This window comes from Mesorhizobium sp. LNHC209A00, assembly GCF_000502915.1.
Classification (GTDB): domain Bacteria; phylum Pseudomonadota; class Alphaproteobacteria; order Rhizobiales; family Rhizobiaceae; genus Mesorhizobium.
Window position 1 is genome coordinate 152782 of sequence record NZ_AYWT01000008.1, and the last position, 18159, is coordinate 170940.

The following is an 18159-nucleotide window of genomic DNA, read 5'->3' on the forward strand; positions in this document are numbered from 1 at the left end:
CGATCGTGATTTTAAGGATCATGCGTCAGGCGAGCGATATCCTTACCACCACTTCTCCGGCTGGAATGTGCCGGCCGCCTGCTCGATGACGGCGGCGGTCTGGAAAAGCGTCTCTTCCTCGAACGGCCTGCCGATCAGTTGCAGGCCGAGCGGCAGCCCCTTGGGGTCGAGGCCGGCGGGCACGGCGATACCGGGCAGGCCGGCCATGTTCACGGTGACGGTGAAAATGTCGTTGAGATACATCTTGACCGGATCGGCGGCCATGTCCTCGTCGGCAATGCCGAAGGCGGCCGACGGTGTCGCCGGGGTCAGGATGACATCGACCCCGGCGGCGAAGACATTTTCGAAGTCGCGCTTGATCAGATTGCGCACCTTCTGAGCCTGCAGGTAGTAGGCGTCATAGTAGCCGGCCGACAGCACATAGGTGCCGATCATGATGCGGCGCTTGACCTCGCGGCCGAAGCCGGCGGCGCGGGTCTTCTCATACATCTCGACGATGTCCTTGCCCGGCACGCGCAAGCCGTAGCGGACGCCGTCATAGCGGGCGAGGTTGGAAGAAGCTTCCGCGGGCGCCACGATGTAATAGGCCGGCAGCGCGTATTTGGTGTGCGGCAGGGAGATGTCGACGATTTCGGCGCCGGCATCCTTGAGCCAGGAAATGCCCTTCTGCCACAACGCCTCGATCTCTTCCGGCATGCCGTCGACACGGTATTCCTTGGGAATGCCGACTTTCATGCCCTTGATCGGCTTGCCGATCGCCGCCTCGTAGTCCGGCACCGGCCGGTCGACGGACGTGGTGTCCTTGGGATCGACCGAGGCCATGGATTTCAGAAGAATGGCGGCGTCGCGCACGTCGCGGGCGATCGGTCCGGCCTGATCGAGCGATGAGGCGAAGGCGACGATGCCCCAGCGCGAGCAGCGGCCATAGGTCGGCTTGATGCCGACGGTACCGGTAAACGCGGCTGGCTGGCGGATCGAACCGCCGGTGTCGGTGGCGGTTGCGCCCGCACACAGAAAGGCCGACACCGCGGTCGCCGAACCACCGGAAGAACCACCTGGCACCAGCTGCGCATTGTCGAGGCTACGCTGGGTTTTCGTGCCACCTGCCGAGACGAAGCCGCCATCACCCTGATGCGTCGTCGGCATCACCACCGTATCGAGGCGCGAACGCCGCCACGGGTTGATGACCGGGCCGTAGTAGGAGGTCTCGTTGGACGAGCCCATGGCGAATTCGTCCATGTTGAGCTTGCCCAGCATGACCGCGCCGTCGGCCCACAGATTGGACGTGACCGTTGATTCATAGCGCGGCTTGAAGCCGTCGAGCACGTGGCTGCAGGCCTGGGTATGGACGCCCTCGGTACCGAACAGGTCCTTGATTCCCAGCGGAATGCCTTCCAGCGCACCGCCCACGCCCTTGAGCAGCCGGGCGTCCGACGCCTTGGCCATGTCGCGCGCCTTGTCGCCGGTCACCGCCACATAGGCATTCAGCGCCGGATTGGCGCGATCGATCGCCAAGAGATAGGCTTCGGTCATCTCGGTCGCGGTGATTTCCTTGGCGCGCAGCTTGGCGCGGGCCTGCGAAATCGTCAGTCGGGTCAGGTCGCTCATCAAAGGCTCTTTTCGTAAAACACCGACCACTCGGAATCGGGATAATCCAGCACCGGGCCGCAGCGCGAGAACCCGGCACGTTCATAGACGGTCCAGGCGGCGGGATGGCGATCGCCGGTCTCCAGCACCAGCCGCTTCAACCGTTCATCGCGCGCCAGCGCCTCGACCCGTTCGACGATTCCAGCGCCGATCTTGCGGCCACGATGCGAAGGCCTCGTGTACATGCGCTTGACCTCGCCAATGGCATTGTCATGCCGCTTGAGTGCACCACAACCAATGGCGACGCCGTTGTCGCGAGCGATGAAAACGGTCGTGTCCTTGCCCGCCATCTGCTCGACCGTCAGGTGGTAGCAGTGCTCCGGCGGCGTCAATTCGAGCAAGGTCGCGTTGAGTTCCGCGACCAGGCCGCGCACGTCGTCCTGCAGCGGAGTTTCGATGGCAATCTTGATAGCCATCGGCGCCCTACTCCACGACCTTCGGCACGAGGAAGAAATTCTCGTCGGTCGCCGGTGCGTTGGCGACGATGTCGGCCGCCTTGTTGCCGTCGGTCACGACATCGCCGCGCTTCTTCATTTCCATCGGCGTCACCGACGTCATTGGCTCGACGCCGGAAACATCGACTTCGTTCAACTGCTCGACGAAGCCCAGTATGGCATTCAACTCGCCGGTCATACGCTCGGCATCTTCCTCGCTCACGGCGATGCGGGCGAGATGCGCGACGCGCTTCACTGTCTTGACATCAACGGACATGTATTTGCCTCGGGGAAAACCAGTCCGGGCTATAGCGGCGCGGCGCGCGACGCGCAACATGTGCCGCCCGACAATCGGGCAACAGCCTCATGGCAGGGCGATGCCCTCGCACAGATAGTAGCTGCCGCTGTTGCCGCTCGCCTCGCTTTCATCGTCAATCGGCCGGACCGACACGAGATCGACCTGCGTCGGGTTCATCTGCGTCACAGACAGGACGTCAGGAAAGACATAGCCCGGCTCCTGGCATATCGCCGTCACCGCCCAGCTCGGCGAGCGTGTCGCCTTGCTGACCTGAACGAATTCGCAATTGTATTCGACGCCTTGCAGGCCGTTCTTCGAAAGAACGATGTTGCCGGCATCGATTAGCGTCTGCAGCGTATCCTTCTTGGCCTGGGTACAGAGTTCCTCCGACTGGAGATAGACACCTTCGATGAAATCATCCGCGGCAAGCGCGGGCGACGCCGCGACAAACATCGATACGCAAAGAGATCGCCCTAATGCCATGGATTTGTTCCGCTTTGGCTGTTTCTAGATGGTAATCGTTTCACCAATCTTCGGCACTGCAAGCTTGACCCCAGATCCTTCCAGCCCGGCTTCGAACTTCTCGGGCGTCGGGTCAATCATTGGAAACGTGCCGAAATGACAAGGGACCACCGTTTCAAACTTGAAGAAGCGGCGGCAGGCAAGGGCCGCCACCGCACCGCCCATGGTGAAGCGGTCGCCGATCGGAACGATGCCAATCTTTGGCTCGTGCAATTCATTGATCAGCGCCATGTCGGAAAAGATGTCGGTATCGCCCATGTGGTAGAGCGTCTCGTCTTCCGGGAAATGCAGAACCAGCCCACCCGGGTTGCCGAGATAGACGTTCTTGCCGCCCTCTTCGCCAAAGGAGGACGAATGCAGCGCCTGAACGAAAGTGGAAGTGAAACCGCCGCAATCGACCGTGCCGCCAATGTTGCCGGGATTGATCTTCTTGTCGCTGACGCCCCTGCCGACAAGGTACATGCAGATCTCGAAATTGGCGACCAGTTGCGCGCCGCTCTTGCCGAGCACTTCCAGCGCACCGCTGATGTGGTCACTGTGCCCGTGCGTCAAAAGAACATGCGTGATCCCTTCGGCCGGCCCTTCCCACCCGCCCGTCCAGGAGGGGTTGCCGATCAGATAGGGATCGATGAGGATTTTCGCGTCACCGGTTTCGATGCGGAAGGCCGAGTGGCCATACCAGGTCAGTTTCATGAATGCATTCCTCGATTTTTCCCGAGCCAAAGGATAGAACGCCGATAGCCTTGAGATCAAAGGGTATAGTGTCCGCCGGGTATCCGAAAGGACGCGTGCCGTCGAAAAACACGAGGGGAAACCGTTGGCCGTCATCACGATTGAGCAATTGCCGGCACGGCTCGCCAACGGCAGGACCTTGGCGGGGCTCGATCTCGGCGACAAGACGATCGGCGTGGCGGTTTCCGATCGGGGGTTCTCCTTCGCTCATCCGCGTCCGGTCATCATCCGGCGGAAATTCTCGCTCGACGCCGCCGTCCTTTTGGCATTGCTGAAGAAGGAGAATGTCGGTGCGGTGGCGATCGGATTGCCGATCAACATGGATGGGTCGGAAGGTCCGCGCGCACAGAAATCGCGCGCCTTCGTGCGCAACATGGCGCAGCTAAGCGACCTGCCCTTCGTGTTCTGGGATGAGCGGCTGTCGACCGTCGCGGCCGAACGGACGCTGATCGAGATGGATTTCTCGCGCGCCAAACGCGCCGGCAAGATCGATTCGGCGGCGGCCGCCTTTATTCTGCAGGGAGTCTTGGACCGGCTTCAGTCGCTCGATGCAGCCGATCGAACGGAACCGGACCCGTCCAGCGACGCCTGACCCAGCCCAATATCTCGCGACGTCTGCGAAACACCCATATCGCCACGAGCAGCAAGCCATCGAACACGCAGGCTTTTGCCACCATGCCCGGGATGGTTGCGGGGTCGATGCCGAGCATCTGACCGTAGAGCTGGAACACGAAATCGTGCAGCTGCCGGCTGAGCATCACATAGCCGAAATTCATGTCGTTGAGCGACAGGTAGAACCAGCCCCAAAACAGCGCCATCGGAGCGGCCCACAACGCGAAGATGTAGCGCATCAGCGGCCCCCTTTCCCGTTCGGGCCGGTCCGTCCCGATATCATGGAGAGCAGGGAATTATGCGCTGCGGCCTTCGCCATGCCGTGCGCCGTTGCGTGGAAATCCTTCTCATCCAGCGCAGCTACCGAACGCCGTTCGGCGAGCATCGCGACATAGGAGACCAGAAGTGCGGCCAGTTGCACGGCGATCACCATGAAGAGGCCGTTGATGCCTTGGGCGGCACCGCCGATCAGGATCATCGACATCACCCCGGAAGCGGAAATAAAGGCGATGCGAACGACGCTATCGGCGCCGGGGCTGGACGCGTCGTTGATCAGTGTATCGACAAAGGCCCAGAAGAACAGCACCGCCACGACCAGCAACGCGATCGCCAGCGGAGCGACCACGACGATGTTCTCCAGATTGACAAACTGGGCGCTCTCGACGGTCACGCCGAGCACGCCGAGAGCCGCCGTCACACCTCGATTTCCATCGACACAGATCAGCGCGAGCAGAGCAAAAACGATCGCCCAGTGCACGGACAGAAAGGAGGTCAGTACGTGTCGCATCGTGGCTCCTGCTTCGACAGGAATGACAGTGGGCTTTGCGGTTCGCCGCCGCAACGGAAACCATTTGTTAAGGTTAACGGCGACGACGGGGTCACTGGGGATTCCGGCAACGCCCCTCGAACATGAATGGCGTCTCCGTCAATTCACCGGCGGATAGAGCGTATCGATGATCATGCGCGCGTCGTGGCGCGAATCGAGCATGCCGTAGGTATTGCGCCACTGGCCCGCGAGCCGCGTCTCGACGAAAGCATCGGCGATCCGCCCTGCCCCGAGCCGACGCAACTCGGCGGCCGCCGCGGAGAGCGCAAGCTGTTCCGTCAGCAGCCGGGCCGAGCCCTCGTCGGTCGAAGCGACCTGCATGGCCGCCTTCAGGACGCCGATCGTGCCGCGCCCGCCGGCGCCGAGGTCGCGGTCGATACCGGTCAATACCTCTTCGAAAAGCCCCGGCGCGCGGCCAAGCACGCGCAGCACGTCGAGCGCCATGACATTGCCCGATCCTTCCCAGATCGCGTTGACAGGCGCTTCGCGGTAATAACGGGCGAGCGGAGCTTCCTCGACATAGCCATTGCCGCCAATGCACTCCATCGCCTCGTAAAGCAGCGGCGGCGCGATCTTGCAGACCCAGTATTTGACGACCGGCGTCATGGCGCGGGCGAACGCCGCCTCGCCGCGATCGCTCGCCGCCTCGTCGAAGGAACGCGCCAGCCGGAACGACAGGGCGGTCGCCGCGGCAACATCGAGCGCCATGTCGGCCAGCACGCGCTGCATCAACGGCTGCTCGATCAAGGTCGAACCGAACACCTGGCGATGGCGGGCATGATGGATCGCTTCGGCCAGCCCCGCCCGCATGATCGCCGAAGACGCCACCGCGCAGTCGAGCCGGGTCAGCGTCACCATGTCCATGATCGTTTTGACGCCGGCGCCGGGTTCGCCGATCATCTCCCCGATGGCGTTGACGAATTCAACCTCGGAAGACGCGTTCGAGCGATTGCCGAGCTTGTCCTTCAGCCGCTGGAAGCGAAAGCCATTGCCAGACCCGTCGCCGAGCACGCGCGGCACCAGGAAGCAAGACAGTCCCTCCGGAGCCTGTGCCAGCACCAGGAAGGCATCCGACATCGGCGCCGACATGAACCATTTATGTCCCGTCAGGCGGTAGAAGCCGTTGCCGACGCGTTCCGCCCGGGTCACATTGGCACGCACATCGGTGCCGCCCTGTTTCTCGGTCATGCCCATACCGAGCGTCAGTCCGGTCTTCTCGACCGGCGGCTTCTGGCTCTGGTCGTATTTGCGCGTCGTCACGCGCGGTGCCCATTCGCGAAACAGTTTTGGGCTTGCCATCAATGCCGCCAGCGAGGCGCTGGTCATGGTGATAGGGCAGAGATGCCCGGTTTCGAGTTCCGCCGTCAGGTAAAAACGGGCGGCCCGTACCTGATGGCGGCGGCCGATCTCGGCGTCGCCATTTTCCCAGACAGAGGAATGCAGCCCGTTGGCCACCGAGCGGCGCATCAAGGCGTGATAGGCGGGATGGAATTCGACCAGGTCGATGCGCCGTCCCTGACGATCATGCGTCCTGAGTTTCGGCGTCTCGACATTGGCGAGGCGCGCCAGCTCCTGCGCTTCTTGCGTCAGCACGAAACGGCCGAGCCCGTCGAGATCCTTGCGCACCGGATCGGAAAAGCGCTCGGCAAGTTGGATCAGCAACGGATCGCCTCGCCAGGCGTTGCCGCCCGTCAGCGGCGGCGGCTGATTCGTTACGTCGTCGGTCACGCCCAATCCTTCTAGCCAATTTTCTGGAAAGGCCCTTTGTCGGAAGGCCTCGAATCCGGGGCCGTCGGCTTAGGTATAGCCAAGCGTTGCTGCGCGCGCGATGAAAATACCGGCCGATTCAATCGGCTATCTACACGAAAAAATCGAGGAGAACGGCGTCAATCCAAAGCGGGTGCTTGCGGGCGCGAAATCCGCACCCTATAGCAGCCCCTTGAGATGACCGACGCTTCGTCCCTGCCACTCTACCCTCACCGCCATCTTCTGGGCATCAGCGATCTTTCGCCCGCCGACATCGAGCTTTTGCTCGACAGGGCGGATCGGGCGGTCGCGATCTCGCGCCAGTCCGAGAAAAAGACCTCGACGCTGCGCGGCCGCACCCAGATCAATCTCTTCTACGAAGCGTCGACCCGCACGCAATCCTCGTTTGAACTGGCCGGAAAGCGGCTTGGCGCCGATGTCATGAACATGTCGGTGGCGAGTTCCTCGGTAAAGAAGGGCGAGACGCTCATCGACACCGCGATGACACTCAACGCCATGCGGCCCGACATATTGATCATCCGCCATCAGTCGGCGGGCGCGGCGGCGCTCCTGGCGCAGAAGGTCGGCTGCTCGGTGGTCAATGCCGGCGACGGCGCCCATGAACACCCGACACAGGCGCTGCTCGACGCGCTCACCATCCGCCGCGCCAAGGGTGCGCTGTCGAAGCTGATCGTGGCCATCTGCGGCGACATCCTGCATTCGCGTGTGGCACGCTCCAACATCATGCTGCTCAACGCACTCGGCGCACAAATACGGGTGGTGGCGCCCTCGACGCTGTTGCCCTCGGGCATCGACAGAATGGGCGTGATCGTCTGCCGTTCGATGGCGGAAGGCCTGAAGGACGCGGATGTGGTGATGATGTTGCGCTTGCAGCGCGAGCGCATGGAAGGAGCCTTCGTGCCGTCGGTGCGCGAATATTTCCGTTATTTTGGTCTGGACGCCGAGAAACTGAAGGCCGCCAAGGATGACGCGCTTGTCATGCATCCTGGCCCGATGAACCGCGGCGTCGAGATCGCGTCCGAAATCGCCGACGGCCCGCAAAGCGTCATCCAGGAGCAGGTGGAAATGGGCGTCGCCGTGCGCATGGCGGTTATGGAAGCGCTGCTCGATCCCCGCCGTAATCAAGAAGGCCGCGGCGCATGAGCATCGCGGTCTTTGAACGCGCCCGCATCGTCGACCCGTCACGTGGCCTTGATGAAGTCGGCTCCGTCATAGTCGAAGGCAGGAAAATCGTTGCCGCGGGCAAGGCGGCGCTGAACCAGGGCGTCCCCGACGGCGCTACGGCGATCGACTGCGCTGGCAAGGCGATCATCCCCGGCCTGATCGATGGTCGGGTCTTCATCGGCGAGCCCGGCGGCGAACATCGCGAAACCATCGCTTCGGCAAGTGTCGCCGCGGCGGCCGGCGGCGTCACGTCCATCGTGATGATGCCAGACACCGATCCGGTGATCGACAATGTGGCGCTGGTCGAATTCGTGCTGCGCACCGCCAAGGACACGGCCGTCGTCAATATTTTTCCCGCCGCCGCCATCACCAAGGGCCTCCACGGGCGCGAAATGACGGAGTTCGGCCTGCTGCGCGAGGCGGGTGCGGTCGCCTTCACCGATGGCAGGCATACCATATCGAGCGCGCTGGTGATGCGTCGCGCGCTAACCTATGCGCGCGATTTCGGCGCCACCATCGTCCATGAAACGCAGGATGCCGATCTTGGGTCGTCGGGCGTCATGAACGAAGGCCTGTATGCCAGTTGGCTCGGCCTCTCCGGCATTCCGCGAGAGGCCGAATCCATCCCGCTCGAGCGTGACCTCGCGCTAGCGCGCCTGACGCAAGGTTCGTACCACGCCGCGAAGATCTCGACGGCAATGGCGGCAAGCGCCGTGGCGCGTGCGAAGGCCGACGGCGCTGCAGTGACATCGGGCGTGTCGATCCACAATCTGTCGCTAAATGAAAACGACGTCGGCGAGTACCGCACCTTCTTCCGCCTGACGCCGCCGCTGCGGGCGGAGGAAGACCGGCTGGCGATGATCGACGCGGTCAAGGACGGAACGGTCGATGTCATCGTCTCCTCGCACGATCCGCAGGATGTCGATACCAAGCGCCTGCCCTTCGCCGACGCCGCGGCCGGTGCCATTGGCCTCGAGACCCTGCTGGGCGCCGCCCTGCGCCTCTACCACAATGGCGACGTGCCCCTGCTCAGGCTCATCGAAACCTTGTCCACCGCGCCAGCGAGGCTGTTTGGATTGGCCGGCGGCACGCTGAAGCCAGGCGCCGTCGCCGATCTTGCACTTGTCGACCTCGATGAACCCTGGATAGTCAGTGAAAGCGGTATCCGCTCGCGCTCGAAAAACACCTGCTTCGAAGGCGCGCGGCTGCAAGGCAAGGTCTTGCAAACGCTGGTGGCGGGCCGCACAGTATTTTCTGCCTGAGCCGGCGGTAGCCATGCGACATCAGGCATGGTTGGGGGAACGCGGGGGGAACAATGACTTACAGCCCAATCCTAGCGCTGGTATTCGGCTATCTGCTGGGCTCGATACCATTCGGCCTGCTACTTACCCGCGCGGCCGGCCTTGGCGATGTGCGCAAGATCGGTTCAGGCAATATCGGCGCCACCAATGTGCTGCGCACCGGCAACAAGGGGCTTGCCGCCGCGACTTTGCTGCTCGATGCGCTGAAAGGCACGGCCGCCGTGCTGATAGCGGGCCATTTCGCGCCTGAACCCGCGATCTGGGCAGGTCTCGGCGCCTTTCTGGGTCACCTGTTCCCGGCATGGCTCGGCTTCAAGGGTGGCAAGGGCGTCGCCACTTATCTCGGCGTGCTGGTCGGCCTTGCCTGGCAAGTCGCATTGATCTTCGCTGTCGTATGGTTGGTGATGGCTTTCCTCTTCCGCTACTCATCGCTGGCGGCGCTGGCAACTGCCGTGGTGGTGCCGATCGCGCTTTATTTCCTGAGCATGCCGCGGATAGCCATTCTGTTCGTGGTGATGAGCATCATTGTCTTCATCAAGCACCGAGAAAACATTTCGCGGCTGATTGCCGGAACCGAAGGCAAGATCGGAGCCAAGGGATGAGCGAACCGGCCGCCGGGCCGCGTCTCACCGATCGCCAGCGGCTGAGTTGGCTGCGGCTAATCCGCACCCAGAATGTCGGCCCGGCCTCCTTTCGCGACCTGATCAACCGTTTCGGTTCGGCCGAAGTCGCGTTGGAAATGCTGCCGGAACTGATGATTTCCGGCGGCGCCAACCGGATCGTGCGCATCCCTTCCCTTGCCGAGGCCGAGGCCGAGATGGAGGCCGCGCGGCGAGTTGGAGCACGCTTTGTCGGTATCGGCGAGGCAGACTATCCGCCCCTGTTGCGCAGCATGGACAATCCGCCGCCGCTGCTGGCGGTCAGGGGCAATGCCGCGGTCTTCCGGTTGCCGGGTGTTGCGATTGTCGGCGCGCGCAACGCATCGCTTGCCGGAATCAAGATGGCGCGCATGCTGGCAGCCGATCTCGGACGAGACGGCTACGGCATCGTCTCCGGCCTCGCACGTGGCATCGACACGGCGGCGCATCAGGGCAGTCTCTTGACCGGTACGGTCGGCGTGCTCGCAGGTGGGCTCGACCTGCCCTACCCGCCCGAAAATGCCGGTCTGTGCGATGACATTGCGGAGCGTGGCGCCGTCATCTCGGAAATGCCGTTCGGCTGGCAGCCGCGTGCCCAGGACTTCCCGCGCCGCAACCGCCTTGTGGCGGGCGCGGCTCTTGGGCTGGTGGTGGTCGAGGCAGCGCAGCGCTCAGGCTCGCTGATCAGCGCCAGGCTTGCCGGCGAGATGGGCCGGCTGGTCTTTGCGGTACCCGGCTCCCCGCTCGATCCGCGCGCGGCCGGTACCAACGGTCTGCTCAAGGACGGCGCCACGCTGGTCACCGAAGCTTCGGATATTTCCAGGGCGATCCTTCCGCTGACCGGCATGCGAGCGCCTGATCTGCCGCCGTTTGAGGACCCACCCGACTTTTCGGCCACACCGCCACCAGGCGAGAGCGACCGAACCCAGGTGATCGAGGCGCTGGGGCCGACACCGGTGCCGGTCGACGAGATCATCCGCCACACCGGCCTGCACCCTGCCCAGGTCTTCATGGTGCTGCTTGAACTCGACCTCGCCGGCCGCCTCGAGCGTCACGCGGGTGGAAATGTGTCGCTTGTTTTGGGGGAAGGCTAACCGCCCTTAATGGCGGCCGGTCTTTTTATCTCCGGTCTCGTCGTGATCCTGCATGTTGGCGCCTAAGAAATCCTTTTGAACAAACTGGCGCCAGACCTCGTCCGCGTCCTGCGGGCGCGACGGATCGAAACTCTGCTGGCTCTCGTGCGTATTCGGGAGCGACCGCCGGCGTAGCCAAGCAGGCATGATCTCCAAGATGAGACTGGTGAATTGGGTCATCACGGACTCCTTCGGTGCAAGGGGTCGACCAGACCGGTCGATCCATCTAAATTCCGCTTGCACACCGCACCCAGCCAAGCCAAGGCCTCACCGACGTCGGCAAGCACATGGCGCGCCGCTGTCGGTCCGTGCGGTTTGATGCGGATCGACATGCCGTCAATCTCATTGACGGCCTCGAAACCATTTTCGTCGGATGTGTCGTCGCCAAGAAACACCGGCCGCCGCCCCTCGAACGCCGGCAGATCCAGAAAGCGCCTGATGGCCGCTCCCTTTGCTGCGTCCAGCGGCATCAATTCAACGCCGGCATTGCCGGCCAGCACCCGATATCCCGTAGGCAACCTGCCCAACGCCTGTTCGACCAGTTGCGTCGCGCGCTGCAACAGTTGCGGTGCCGCGCGCGTGTGGACTGCCAGGATCGGTCCCTTGCGCTCGATATAGACGTCCGAACTGCCCAGCTCCGCTTCGATTTCCTCGGCGAGTGCCGCAATGTCGGCCGGCTCTCCCGCCGCCTCGACCGGGCCATCACGGGTGAGCCTGTGCTCAAGCCCATACAGCCCGGCGGCGCGCAATCTGAGCGGCTGGAAAAGATGATCGACCGCGGCGATCGATCGTCCCGTGATGAACGCCAGAGCTCCATCCAATTGCAATTCAAGCCTCGCCAGCAGCGTACGCAATTCATCGCCGACAACCACCGCATCGGGATGCGCGGCATGTTCGAGAAGCGTGCCGTCAATGTCCAGGAACAAGGCCCACGGCCCTGTCGGGAGCTCAGGCACGGGGAGTTTTGGCAAAAGCGACATCACAGCGCCGCCACCCGTCTGCGATCGAGTAGCGAGATCACGTTGCCGGACGACGTCGGGGCTGCGCCGACGGCGCGATCGACCGCAACGCGTTTGCGCAGGCGCGCGGCATCGAGAAGCATGCTGCCTGCCCACCGGTAGACATTGTTGTCGCGAACGACCTCACGCATCCTTTGCATGCGCTGCCGCTGCTCGTCCGGCGACATCGTCAAAGCCTGCAGCAGGGCGTCGCCCATCATTGTGGCGTCGTACGGATTGACGATCAGCGCTTCCAGCAGTTCCTTGGAGGCGCCGGCGAACATGCTGAGCAGCAGGACCCCTTGTTCGTCATCGCGCGCCGCGACGAATTCCTTGGCCACCAGGTTCATGCCGTCATGCAGGCTCGTGACCATGCAAACGTCGGCGGCCCGGTAGATTTCGTAGACCTGTTCCTGCGAATGATGTTCCGTGACCATCAGGACGGGAGTGTAGCCGTCGCGGCCATAGCGCCGGTTGAGATCCTCGGCTTGACGCAGACACTCGTCGTGCAACTGTTGGTATGCGGGTAAGGTGCCGCGGCTGGGGGCCGCGATCTGCAGGAAGGCGACCTTGCCAATCCATTCCGGATGGAGCCTCAGCAGTTCGTCGAGTGCGGTAAAGCGATCGAGGATACCCTTGGTGTAGTCGAGACGTTCGACCCCGACACACAGCCTGACATCGTCCGCCAGCCCGAATTTTTCACGAACATGCCGCCGGCATTCCGCCACGTCGGGCAGTTGGGCCTGTCGCGCCGGCTCCCATTCGATTGAAATCGGATACGCGTGAACCAGGCTGATCTGGCCGCCGTAGGAGATGGCGGAATCCTCGCGCTCGATCCTGCTCTCCAGGAAGCGGTCGACGCTATCGATGAAGTTGTTGCAATGGAACTGGGTGTGGAAGCCGACGATCGAACTGCCCAGCAATCCTTCGAGGATCTTCTCGCGCCATGGGCAGATGCTGAACACCTCCGAATTCGGCCAAGGGATGTGCCAGAAGGTAATGATGATCGCTTCCGGCAGTCGCTCCCGGATCATCCGCGGCAACAGCGCGAAATGGTAGTCCTGGACCAGCACGATGGGCCGCTCATTGCGTGCCTCCGCGACGACGGTGTCGGCGAATTTGCGGTTGACCGCCTCGTAGGCCTCCCAGTCGGAGGCACGGAATATCGGTCGGGTGAAGGCTATGTGGCACAGCGGCCAAAGCCCCTCATTGGCAAAGCCGAGATAATAGCCTTGCTGTTCTTCCTCGCTCAGCCAGACACGGCGCAACGTATAGGAAGGGTTTTCCGGCGGCACTGCAATGCGGTCGTTTTCATCGACCACCAGCGTATCGGCCGAACCGCCGCCATAGGCGATCCATGTGCCCGCACAGGCGCGCGTGATCGGCTCCAGGGCGGAGACCAGCCCGCTGGCGGGCACGACCAGCTGGATGTCGTCGCCGTCGCGGTTATGGATGTAGGGTTCGCGATTTGACACCACGATCACCTGCGCATCGGGAAGTTCCTTCGCCAGAATGTGACGCAACGTTTCCGGCGACCATTGGACGAGCGCGGCGGCTGCGGATTGCCCGTTCTTTTCGAACTCCGGCAATGGACTGCGAACGGATCCTGCTTCCAGACGGGCGAGCTTGCCGTTTCCGGCCCGGCGCGCCCGTGACAGCACCACCGCGAGCGTGAGGCTTAAGATACCGACAATTACGAGAATGAGGAGCCACAGTGCGGCCGAGGGGACGACCAGGTACGAACTGTTGTCGGGCATTTCGAACTGATTACCTTTCAATGCGATACGGAAGGTCCACCGACAGGAACTCCAGCATCCTTGGCGTGGTGATCCAACGTTCAGCACACATGATGGTTCCGATTTTTCAACTCTTGACCACCAGTGGCACCAACCCTTCATGCGCATCCGCGAGGAAGGCGCCGACACGATCCCCCACGCGCTGAAACGTCAGGTCCACAGCCACATGTCCAACCGAGAGATGGCGAATGACAAGATTGTCGATGCCGATCGGCAAGTGCGGCCGGGTCACGTGAATTTCGTTCGTCCAACCGTCGATCTGTAGGCCGAGACAGGCCTGCATGAGCATGAAGGCGGAGCCCGCGGACCAGGCCTGCGGCAGGCAAGCCACCGGATAGGCAATCGGCGCTTCGCCGGCCGAGCGCGTGAACCCGCAGAACAGTTCGGGTAGCCGCATGTTGAAATGAACCGCGGATTCGAAGGTCCCGCTCATCAACCGCACCACGCTGTCGCGGATGCCGTATCGTGCTAGCCCAGCAGCGCAGATCGCGGTGTCGTGCGGCCAGATCGAGCCGTTATGATAGGACATCGGATTGAAGAAGATCGCGTCGTCCGCCAACGTTCTCAGCCCCCAGCCCGAATGGAACGAAGCCGACAGCAGCTGGTCGGCGACCATGCGGGCGCGATCCGGATTGGGAAGGCCGACATAGAGCAGGTGACCCGCATTTGACGTGCGCACCTTGCAGGGTTGGCCATCGCCATCGATCGCCAGCGCATAGTAGCCAAGCTCTTCGATCCAGAAATGGCGTTCGACTTGTTGGCGAATGGCATCGGCGCGCAGCTCCCAATTCTCCGCCCGCTCCTCTTCGCCGCGCAGCCGCGCCAGCTTTGCCAATCCCCGGAATGCCGCAAAGACGTAACCCTGCACCTCGACCAGCGCGATCGGCCCTTTCGGAATGCGGCCGTCGGCATGGAAGACGGAATCGAAGCTGTCCTTCCATCCCTGGTTGGCAAGGCCGGATTCCGCGGCGCGCTGATAGGTAAGAAACCCTGTCGAACGGCTCGCTGTCTCGATCCACTCGGCGGCGGCGCACAGCGATGGCCAAAGCCCATCGATGAAAGCCGTGTCTCCCGTGCGGTCCGCATAGGCGCAGGCGAGATGGATGTAGAGCGGCGTCGTATCGACGCCGCCATAGTAGCGGCCGAACGGCAACTCGCTCAGCGCCGCCATCTCGCCCTTGCGGGTCTCGTGCATGATCTTGCCGGGCTCGGAATCGCTGAAGGAAGAGGTCTCGGTCGCCTGGTGCTGGGCGAGAAAGGCAAGCACGCCGCGAGCCAGGCCAGGATTGAGCCAAAGCATCTGCAGAGCTGAAATCACGCCGTCGCGGCCGAAGGCGGTGGAGAACCACGGGATCCCGGCATAGGGGTAAGGCCCGGTAGCCAGTTCCGTGGTGAGCAACGCCACATCGGCACGCGCCCGTTCCATCCAATCATTAAAGACGCGGCCTGAACTGTGCAGCGTTGCCCCATGCCGGCGCTTGGCGCGCATGCCGAAACGGGCGCGCGCCGCGGCGGACCGGAACCGATCAGTTTGCGGGCGGGCCGCTGTCTTGCTTCCCACCTCTACGTACAGCGTCTGGCGGCTGCGCTTGGTGACAGCAATGAAGAAATCCGCCCGCTCGGAGGTCAGTTGATCCGGCGGCTGTGAAAACGAAATGGCCGATGTCCGCACGACCTTGTCCAGCCCTTCGTAGCGGTGCACGACCGAACTCTGATCCATCTCGGCCGTGTGCGCGGTGCCACGCCTGGAGCGGGTCGAGCCCCGGACTTCGAACATGTCGCGAAAATCGACACCAAAGCGCAGTGATACCAAGACCGTCGAATGCTCCCGGCTATAATTCGAGAGCGTGATGCGTTCATATAGCCTCTCCTGCCACAGAAGCCTGACCCGCTCGATATGGATCGCGCCCTGCGGGATCTGGCGGCCCGCGGCGCTCTCGATCGGCAGATTGGTCAGGTTGCTGGTGAACAGGACGTTGTCCTGGCTGAGCGATGCGCCAAGCAGCGACAGCGATCGTCCGCCAACCGTCAGGCGAAATTCGGAGAGCACGCGCGTGTCGTCGCGGAAGAAGCCGTCGCCGGCGCCGCGTATGTCGCCGTAGGCGTCGGCGACGGCAAAGCAATCGCCATGCTTGAGCGCGTAAAGCCGATGCGGCTCCCTGGGCGCGGTTTCGTCCAGGGAAGCCAGTGCTATCGCAGGATCGAGCTTGCGCTCGTCGAGTTGGGTAATGGTCAAGAAGATTGTCCCGTGCTGGTTTCCGAACGGGTTGAAGATCTACGAGGCCCTGCTCTCTTCGTGGCCGCTGGTCAGCCGCGAATAAGCCTCGACGTAATCCCTGGCCATTCTGTTGGCCGAAAACCGCCTTTCGAAGGCCGTTCTTATTCGTCGCCTGTCGAGTTGCAGGAGAACCGGCATCGAGGCGACGGCATCTTCGATGGTTTCGACGACAAAGCCGGTGACCCCATGATCGATGATCTCGGGCATGGCGCCGCAACTCCAAGCCATGACCGGGGTTCCGCACGCCATGGCCTCGATCACCGCAAGCCCGAAGGGTTCTGGCCAGTCGATGGGAAACAGCAAGGCGGCCGCATTGCCCAGAAACCGGGCCTTCTGGTCCTCGCCAATCTCGCCGACATACTCGACCCGGTCGCCATCGATCAGCGGCTGCACGACTTCCTCGAAATAAGCGCGGTCGCCATCGCCGACTTTGGCGGCGAGCTTCAGTTTCAGGCCGGTTCGGCGGGCAATCTCGATTGCCCGGTCCGGCCGCTTGTCGCGTGACATTCTGCCGAGAAAAGCAAGGTAGGTACCGTCCGAACCGGCCTCGAAATCGGCCTCATAAAGGTCAAGCGGCAGCCCGTGATGGATCGTCGCCAGCCAGTTCGCGGATGCGAACCGCGCCCGCTGGCTGCGGGATATGGAAATCATCGGGAACCGCGGGAACCGGTCATAGGCCTGCGCGAGGTCCGCGTAATCCAGCCTGCCATGCGGCGTCGTCACCGTGCGCTGCGGCATATCACGGAAAAACGGGAAATGCAGGAAATGGCTCAGATGGAAATGCACGACGTCGAAGTCGTCGGCCCGTTTGCGCACTTCGTCGAGCATCGACAAATGCGCAGCAATCTCCGACTTCAGCGGACGCGGATCGAGACGAAGCGCCCTTTCGCGGCATGGCACCAGTTTGGCGGAGCTCTTCGTGTCGCCGCTGGCAAACAACGTCACCTCGTGGCCGAGATCGACGAGAGCTTCGGTAAGATATGAGATGATACGCTCGGTACCCCCGTAAAGTCGTGGCGGCACCGATTCGTAGAGTGGTGCGACATGGGCAATCTTCATGTCCGGCGTCCCTCAATGAGCTGGTCATAGAGGCAAAATGCATCAGGGCCCGTATCGTTCCTATATCAGCGCAAGATGCGTCGAATGATCGATCCGTCCCCTGTTTGAGTAGATCCGCCGCCCTATTTCCTTTTGGTGCTGTCGACCTTGCGCTTGCGGCAGTCGAAGGAGGCCCAGATGCAGGAACCCAGGAATATCGCAGCCCGGCGTCTGAGCATGATCATCGAGCAATATGTCGAGGCCAGAAAACGGCATTTTGGCTTTGTGTCGACGGACCAGGCTGCCCGAGTGATCCGCAGAACCCTGAGGCCCGATCCTTCGGAGCCAGCGTTTTCCGATCACGACCTCGACGACATGGTCGCCGCCCTCGCCGTGAAAAACGGCTTGGCCGTTATCTTCGACCGTGGCGTGCGGGGACCGGCCAACGGCGCCGAGGCCGACCTGAACAGAAAGGAACCGATTATGCGAGCACCGAAGGAGACCCCGGATGTTGCCGGCGCGGTGGACGCTATCCTGAGCGATCGCACGGCCCAGCTTTCGATGAGCGCGGTGATCTCGTTGCTGCGCGAACGGACCGGAACCAAGCGATCCGACGCGGATCTGGAAGGTTTGGTTGCTAAGAAAGCCGCCGTTTTGGACGTGCACCTGTCACGGGGCGTCTGAGCAGTCGTTGCACCCGCACAGGCAAATCAAAGCGCTGGCATGTCATTTGACAATGGTGAGCGCGATGGGATTCGAACCCATGACCTACTGATTAAAAGTCAGTTGCTCTACCGGCTGAGCTACGCGCTCCCGGGGGCTCGAAAAGGCCGCCCTCGAAATTGCGCGGAACATAGGGAGAGTGCCGCGACCGGTCAACCGGAAAAGATGGGTCTCAAATCCGCTCTCTGCCCTAAATCGCTGCCCCTTGCTTGTTCCCCGGTTCTGGCGAGCAGCCCGGCGGTTTTGGTTCAG

The 18159-nt window shown here is 62.6% G+C and carries 19 protein-coding genes and 1 tRNA gene; 6 read left to right on the plus strand and 14 right to left on the minus strand.

Features of this window, described 5'->3' with window-relative positions; all coding sequences use genetic code 11:
- Window positions 1-42: 42 nt before the first annotated feature.
- The 5 genes from X739_RS145835 to X739_RS145815 form a co-directional block, all read right to left on the minus strand.
- Window positions 43-1608, minus strand: a complete 1566-nt coding sequence (locus tag X739_RS145835; protein ID WP_023773835.1) for an amidase family protein — start codon at window positions 1606-1608, stop codon at window positions 43-45.
- Window positions 1608-2063 carry a GNAT family N-acetyltransferase gene (locus X739_RS145830; RefSeq protein WP_023773836.1) on the minus strand — a complete coding sequence of 152 codons (456 nt, stop codon included), beginning with the start codon at window positions 2061-2063 and terminating at the stop codon, window positions 1608-1610. The genes X739_RS145835 and X739_RS145830 overlap by 1 nt, the downstream gene beginning before the upstream one ends.
- Window positions 2064-2070: 7 nt before the next feature.
- Complete coding sequence (gatC, locus tag X739_RS145825) at window positions 2071-2358, minus strand: Asp-tRNA(Asn)/Glu-tRNA(Gln) amidotransferase subunit GatC (RefSeq protein WP_015317757.1); 288 nt, start codon at window positions 2356-2358, stop codon at window positions 2071-2073.
- A gap of 87 nt (window positions 2359-2445) precedes the next feature.
- Window positions 2446-2862 (minus strand): hypothetical protein, encoded by a 417-nt coding sequence (locus tag X739_RS145820; RefSeq protein ID WP_023795205.1) that lies wholly within the window; start codon window positions 2860-2862, stop codon window positions 2446-2448.
- A 24-nt stretch (window positions 2863-2886) separates the two neighbouring features.
- Entirely contained in the window at window positions 2887-3594 is a 708-nt protein-coding gene (locus X739_RS145815) for a metal-dependent hydrolase (RefSeq protein WP_023795206.1), read from the minus strand.
- 124 nt (window positions 3595-3718) lie between these two features.
- Here X739_RS145815 and ruvX point away from each other — a divergent pair, with 124 nt between their 5' ends.
- On the plus strand, window positions 3719-4225 hold the full coding sequence (ruvX, locus tag X739_RS145810) for a Holliday junction resolvase RuvX (RefSeq protein ID WP_023773839.1): 507 nt from the start codon (window positions 3719-3721) through the stop codon (window positions 4223-4225).
- Here the strand turns inward: ruvX and X739_RS1000000168250 are convergent.
- From X739_RS1000000168250 to X739_RS145800, 3 genes are all read right to left on the minus strand, one after another.
- On the minus strand, window positions 4143-4484 hold the full coding sequence (locus X739_RS1000000168250; protein WP_084056376.1) for a DUF6105 family protein: 342 nt from the start codon (window positions 4482-4484) through the stop codon (window positions 4143-4145). The genes ruvX and X739_RS1000000168250 overlap by 83 nt on opposite strands.
- Window positions 4484-5032: a hypothetical protein gene (locus tag X739_RS145805; RefSeq protein ID WP_023795207.1), complete on the minus strand. Its 549-nt coding sequence runs from the start codon at window positions 5030-5032 to the stop codon at window positions 4484-4486. The genes X739_RS1000000168250 and X739_RS145805 overlap by 1 nt, the downstream gene beginning before the upstream one ends.
- 138 nt (window positions 5033-5170) lie before the next feature.
- The gene (locus X739_RS145800; RefSeq protein WP_023773841.1) at window positions 5171-6799 is read right to left on the minus strand and encodes a DNA alkylation response protein; all 1629 of its coding nucleotides are present in this window, start codon (window positions 6797-6799) and stop codon (window positions 5171-5173) included.
- Window positions 6800-7015: 216 nt separating this feature from the next.
- Between X739_RS145800 and X739_RS145795 the strand changes: the two genes are divergently transcribed.
- Genes X739_RS145795 through dprA form a run of 4 tightly spaced genes read left to right on the plus strand, consistent with a single transcriptional unit; the run spans window position 7016 to window position 11035 of the window.
- Window positions 7016-7981, plus strand: a complete 966-nt coding sequence (locus X739_RS145795) for an aspartate carbamoyltransferase catalytic subunit (RefSeq protein ID WP_023773842.1) — start codon at window positions 7016-7018, stop codon at window positions 7979-7981.
- Window positions 7978-9264 (plus strand): dihydroorotase, encoded by a 1287-nt coding sequence (locus X739_RS145790; RefSeq protein WP_023773843.1) that lies wholly within the window; start codon window positions 7978-7980, stop codon window positions 9262-9264. The genes X739_RS145795 and X739_RS145790 overlap by 4 nt, the downstream gene beginning before the upstream one ends.
- A gap of 53 nt (window positions 9265-9317) precedes the next feature.
- Window positions 9318-9905: a glycerol-3-phosphate 1-O-acyltransferase PlsY gene (plsY, locus tag X739_RS145785; RefSeq protein WP_023795208.1), complete on the plus strand. Its 588-nt coding sequence runs from the start codon at window positions 9318-9320 to the stop codon at window positions 9903-9905.
- Window positions 9902-11035: a DNA-processing protein DprA gene (gene dprA, locus X739_RS145780; RefSeq protein WP_023773845.1), complete on the plus strand. Its 1134-nt coding sequence runs from the start codon at window positions 9902-9904 to the stop codon at window positions 11033-11035. Before plsY ends, dprA begins: the two co-directional genes overlap by 4 nt.
- Window positions 11036-11041: 6 nt before the next feature.
- On the opposite strand, the gene X739_RS145775 is transcribed toward dprA, so the two are convergent.
- The 5 genes from X739_RS145775 to X739_RS145755 all read right to left on the minus strand — a co-directional run bounded on the left by X739_RS145775 (window position 11042) and on the right by X739_RS145755 (window position 17205).
- The gene (locus X739_RS145775; protein WP_023773846.1) at window positions 11042-11254 is read right to left on the minus strand and encodes a hypothetical protein; all 213 of its coding nucleotides are present in this window, start codon (window positions 11252-11254) and stop codon (window positions 11042-11044) included.
- Window positions 11254-12054, minus strand: coding sequence for a trehalose-phosphatase (gene otsB / locus X739_RS145770; RefSeq protein WP_023773847.1), 801 nt, complete (start codon window positions 12052-12054; stop codon window positions 11254-11256). The genes X739_RS145775 and otsB overlap by 1 nt, the downstream gene beginning before the upstream one ends.
- The gene (locus X739_RS145765) at window positions 12054-13829 is read right to left on the minus strand and encodes a trehalose-6-phosphate synthase (RefSeq protein ID WP_023773848.1); all 1776 of its coding nucleotides are present in this window, start codon (window positions 13827-13829) and stop codon (window positions 12054-12056) included. The genes otsB and X739_RS145765 overlap by 1 nt, the downstream gene beginning before the upstream one ends.
- Window positions 13830-13935: 106 nt before the next feature.
- Complete coding sequence (locus X739_RS145760; RefSeq protein WP_023795209.1) at window positions 13936-16098, minus strand: amylo-alpha-1,6-glucosidase; 2163 nt, start codon at window positions 16096-16098, stop codon at window positions 13936-13938.
- Between the two features lie 45 nt (window positions 16099-16143).
- Window positions 16144-17205 (minus strand): glycosyltransferase family 4 protein, encoded by a 1062-nt coding sequence (locus X739_RS145755; protein ID WP_023795210.1) that lies wholly within the window; start codon window positions 17203-17205, stop codon window positions 16144-16146.
- Between the two features lie 177 nt (window positions 17206-17382).
- On the opposite strand from X739_RS145755, the gene X739_RS1000000170010 reads away from it, so the two are divergent.
- Window positions 17383-17868 (plus strand): hypothetical protein, encoded by a 486-nt coding sequence (locus X739_RS1000000170010; RefSeq protein ID WP_023773851.1) that lies wholly within the window; start codon window positions 17383-17385, stop codon window positions 17866-17868.
- Between the two features lie 53 nt (window positions 17869-17921).
- Here X739_RS1000000170010 and X739_RS145750 read toward each other — a convergent pair.
- Window positions 17922-17997: transfer RNA gene (locus X739_RS145750), tRNA-Lys, on the minus strand.
- Window positions 17998-18159 lie beyond the last annotated feature (162 nt).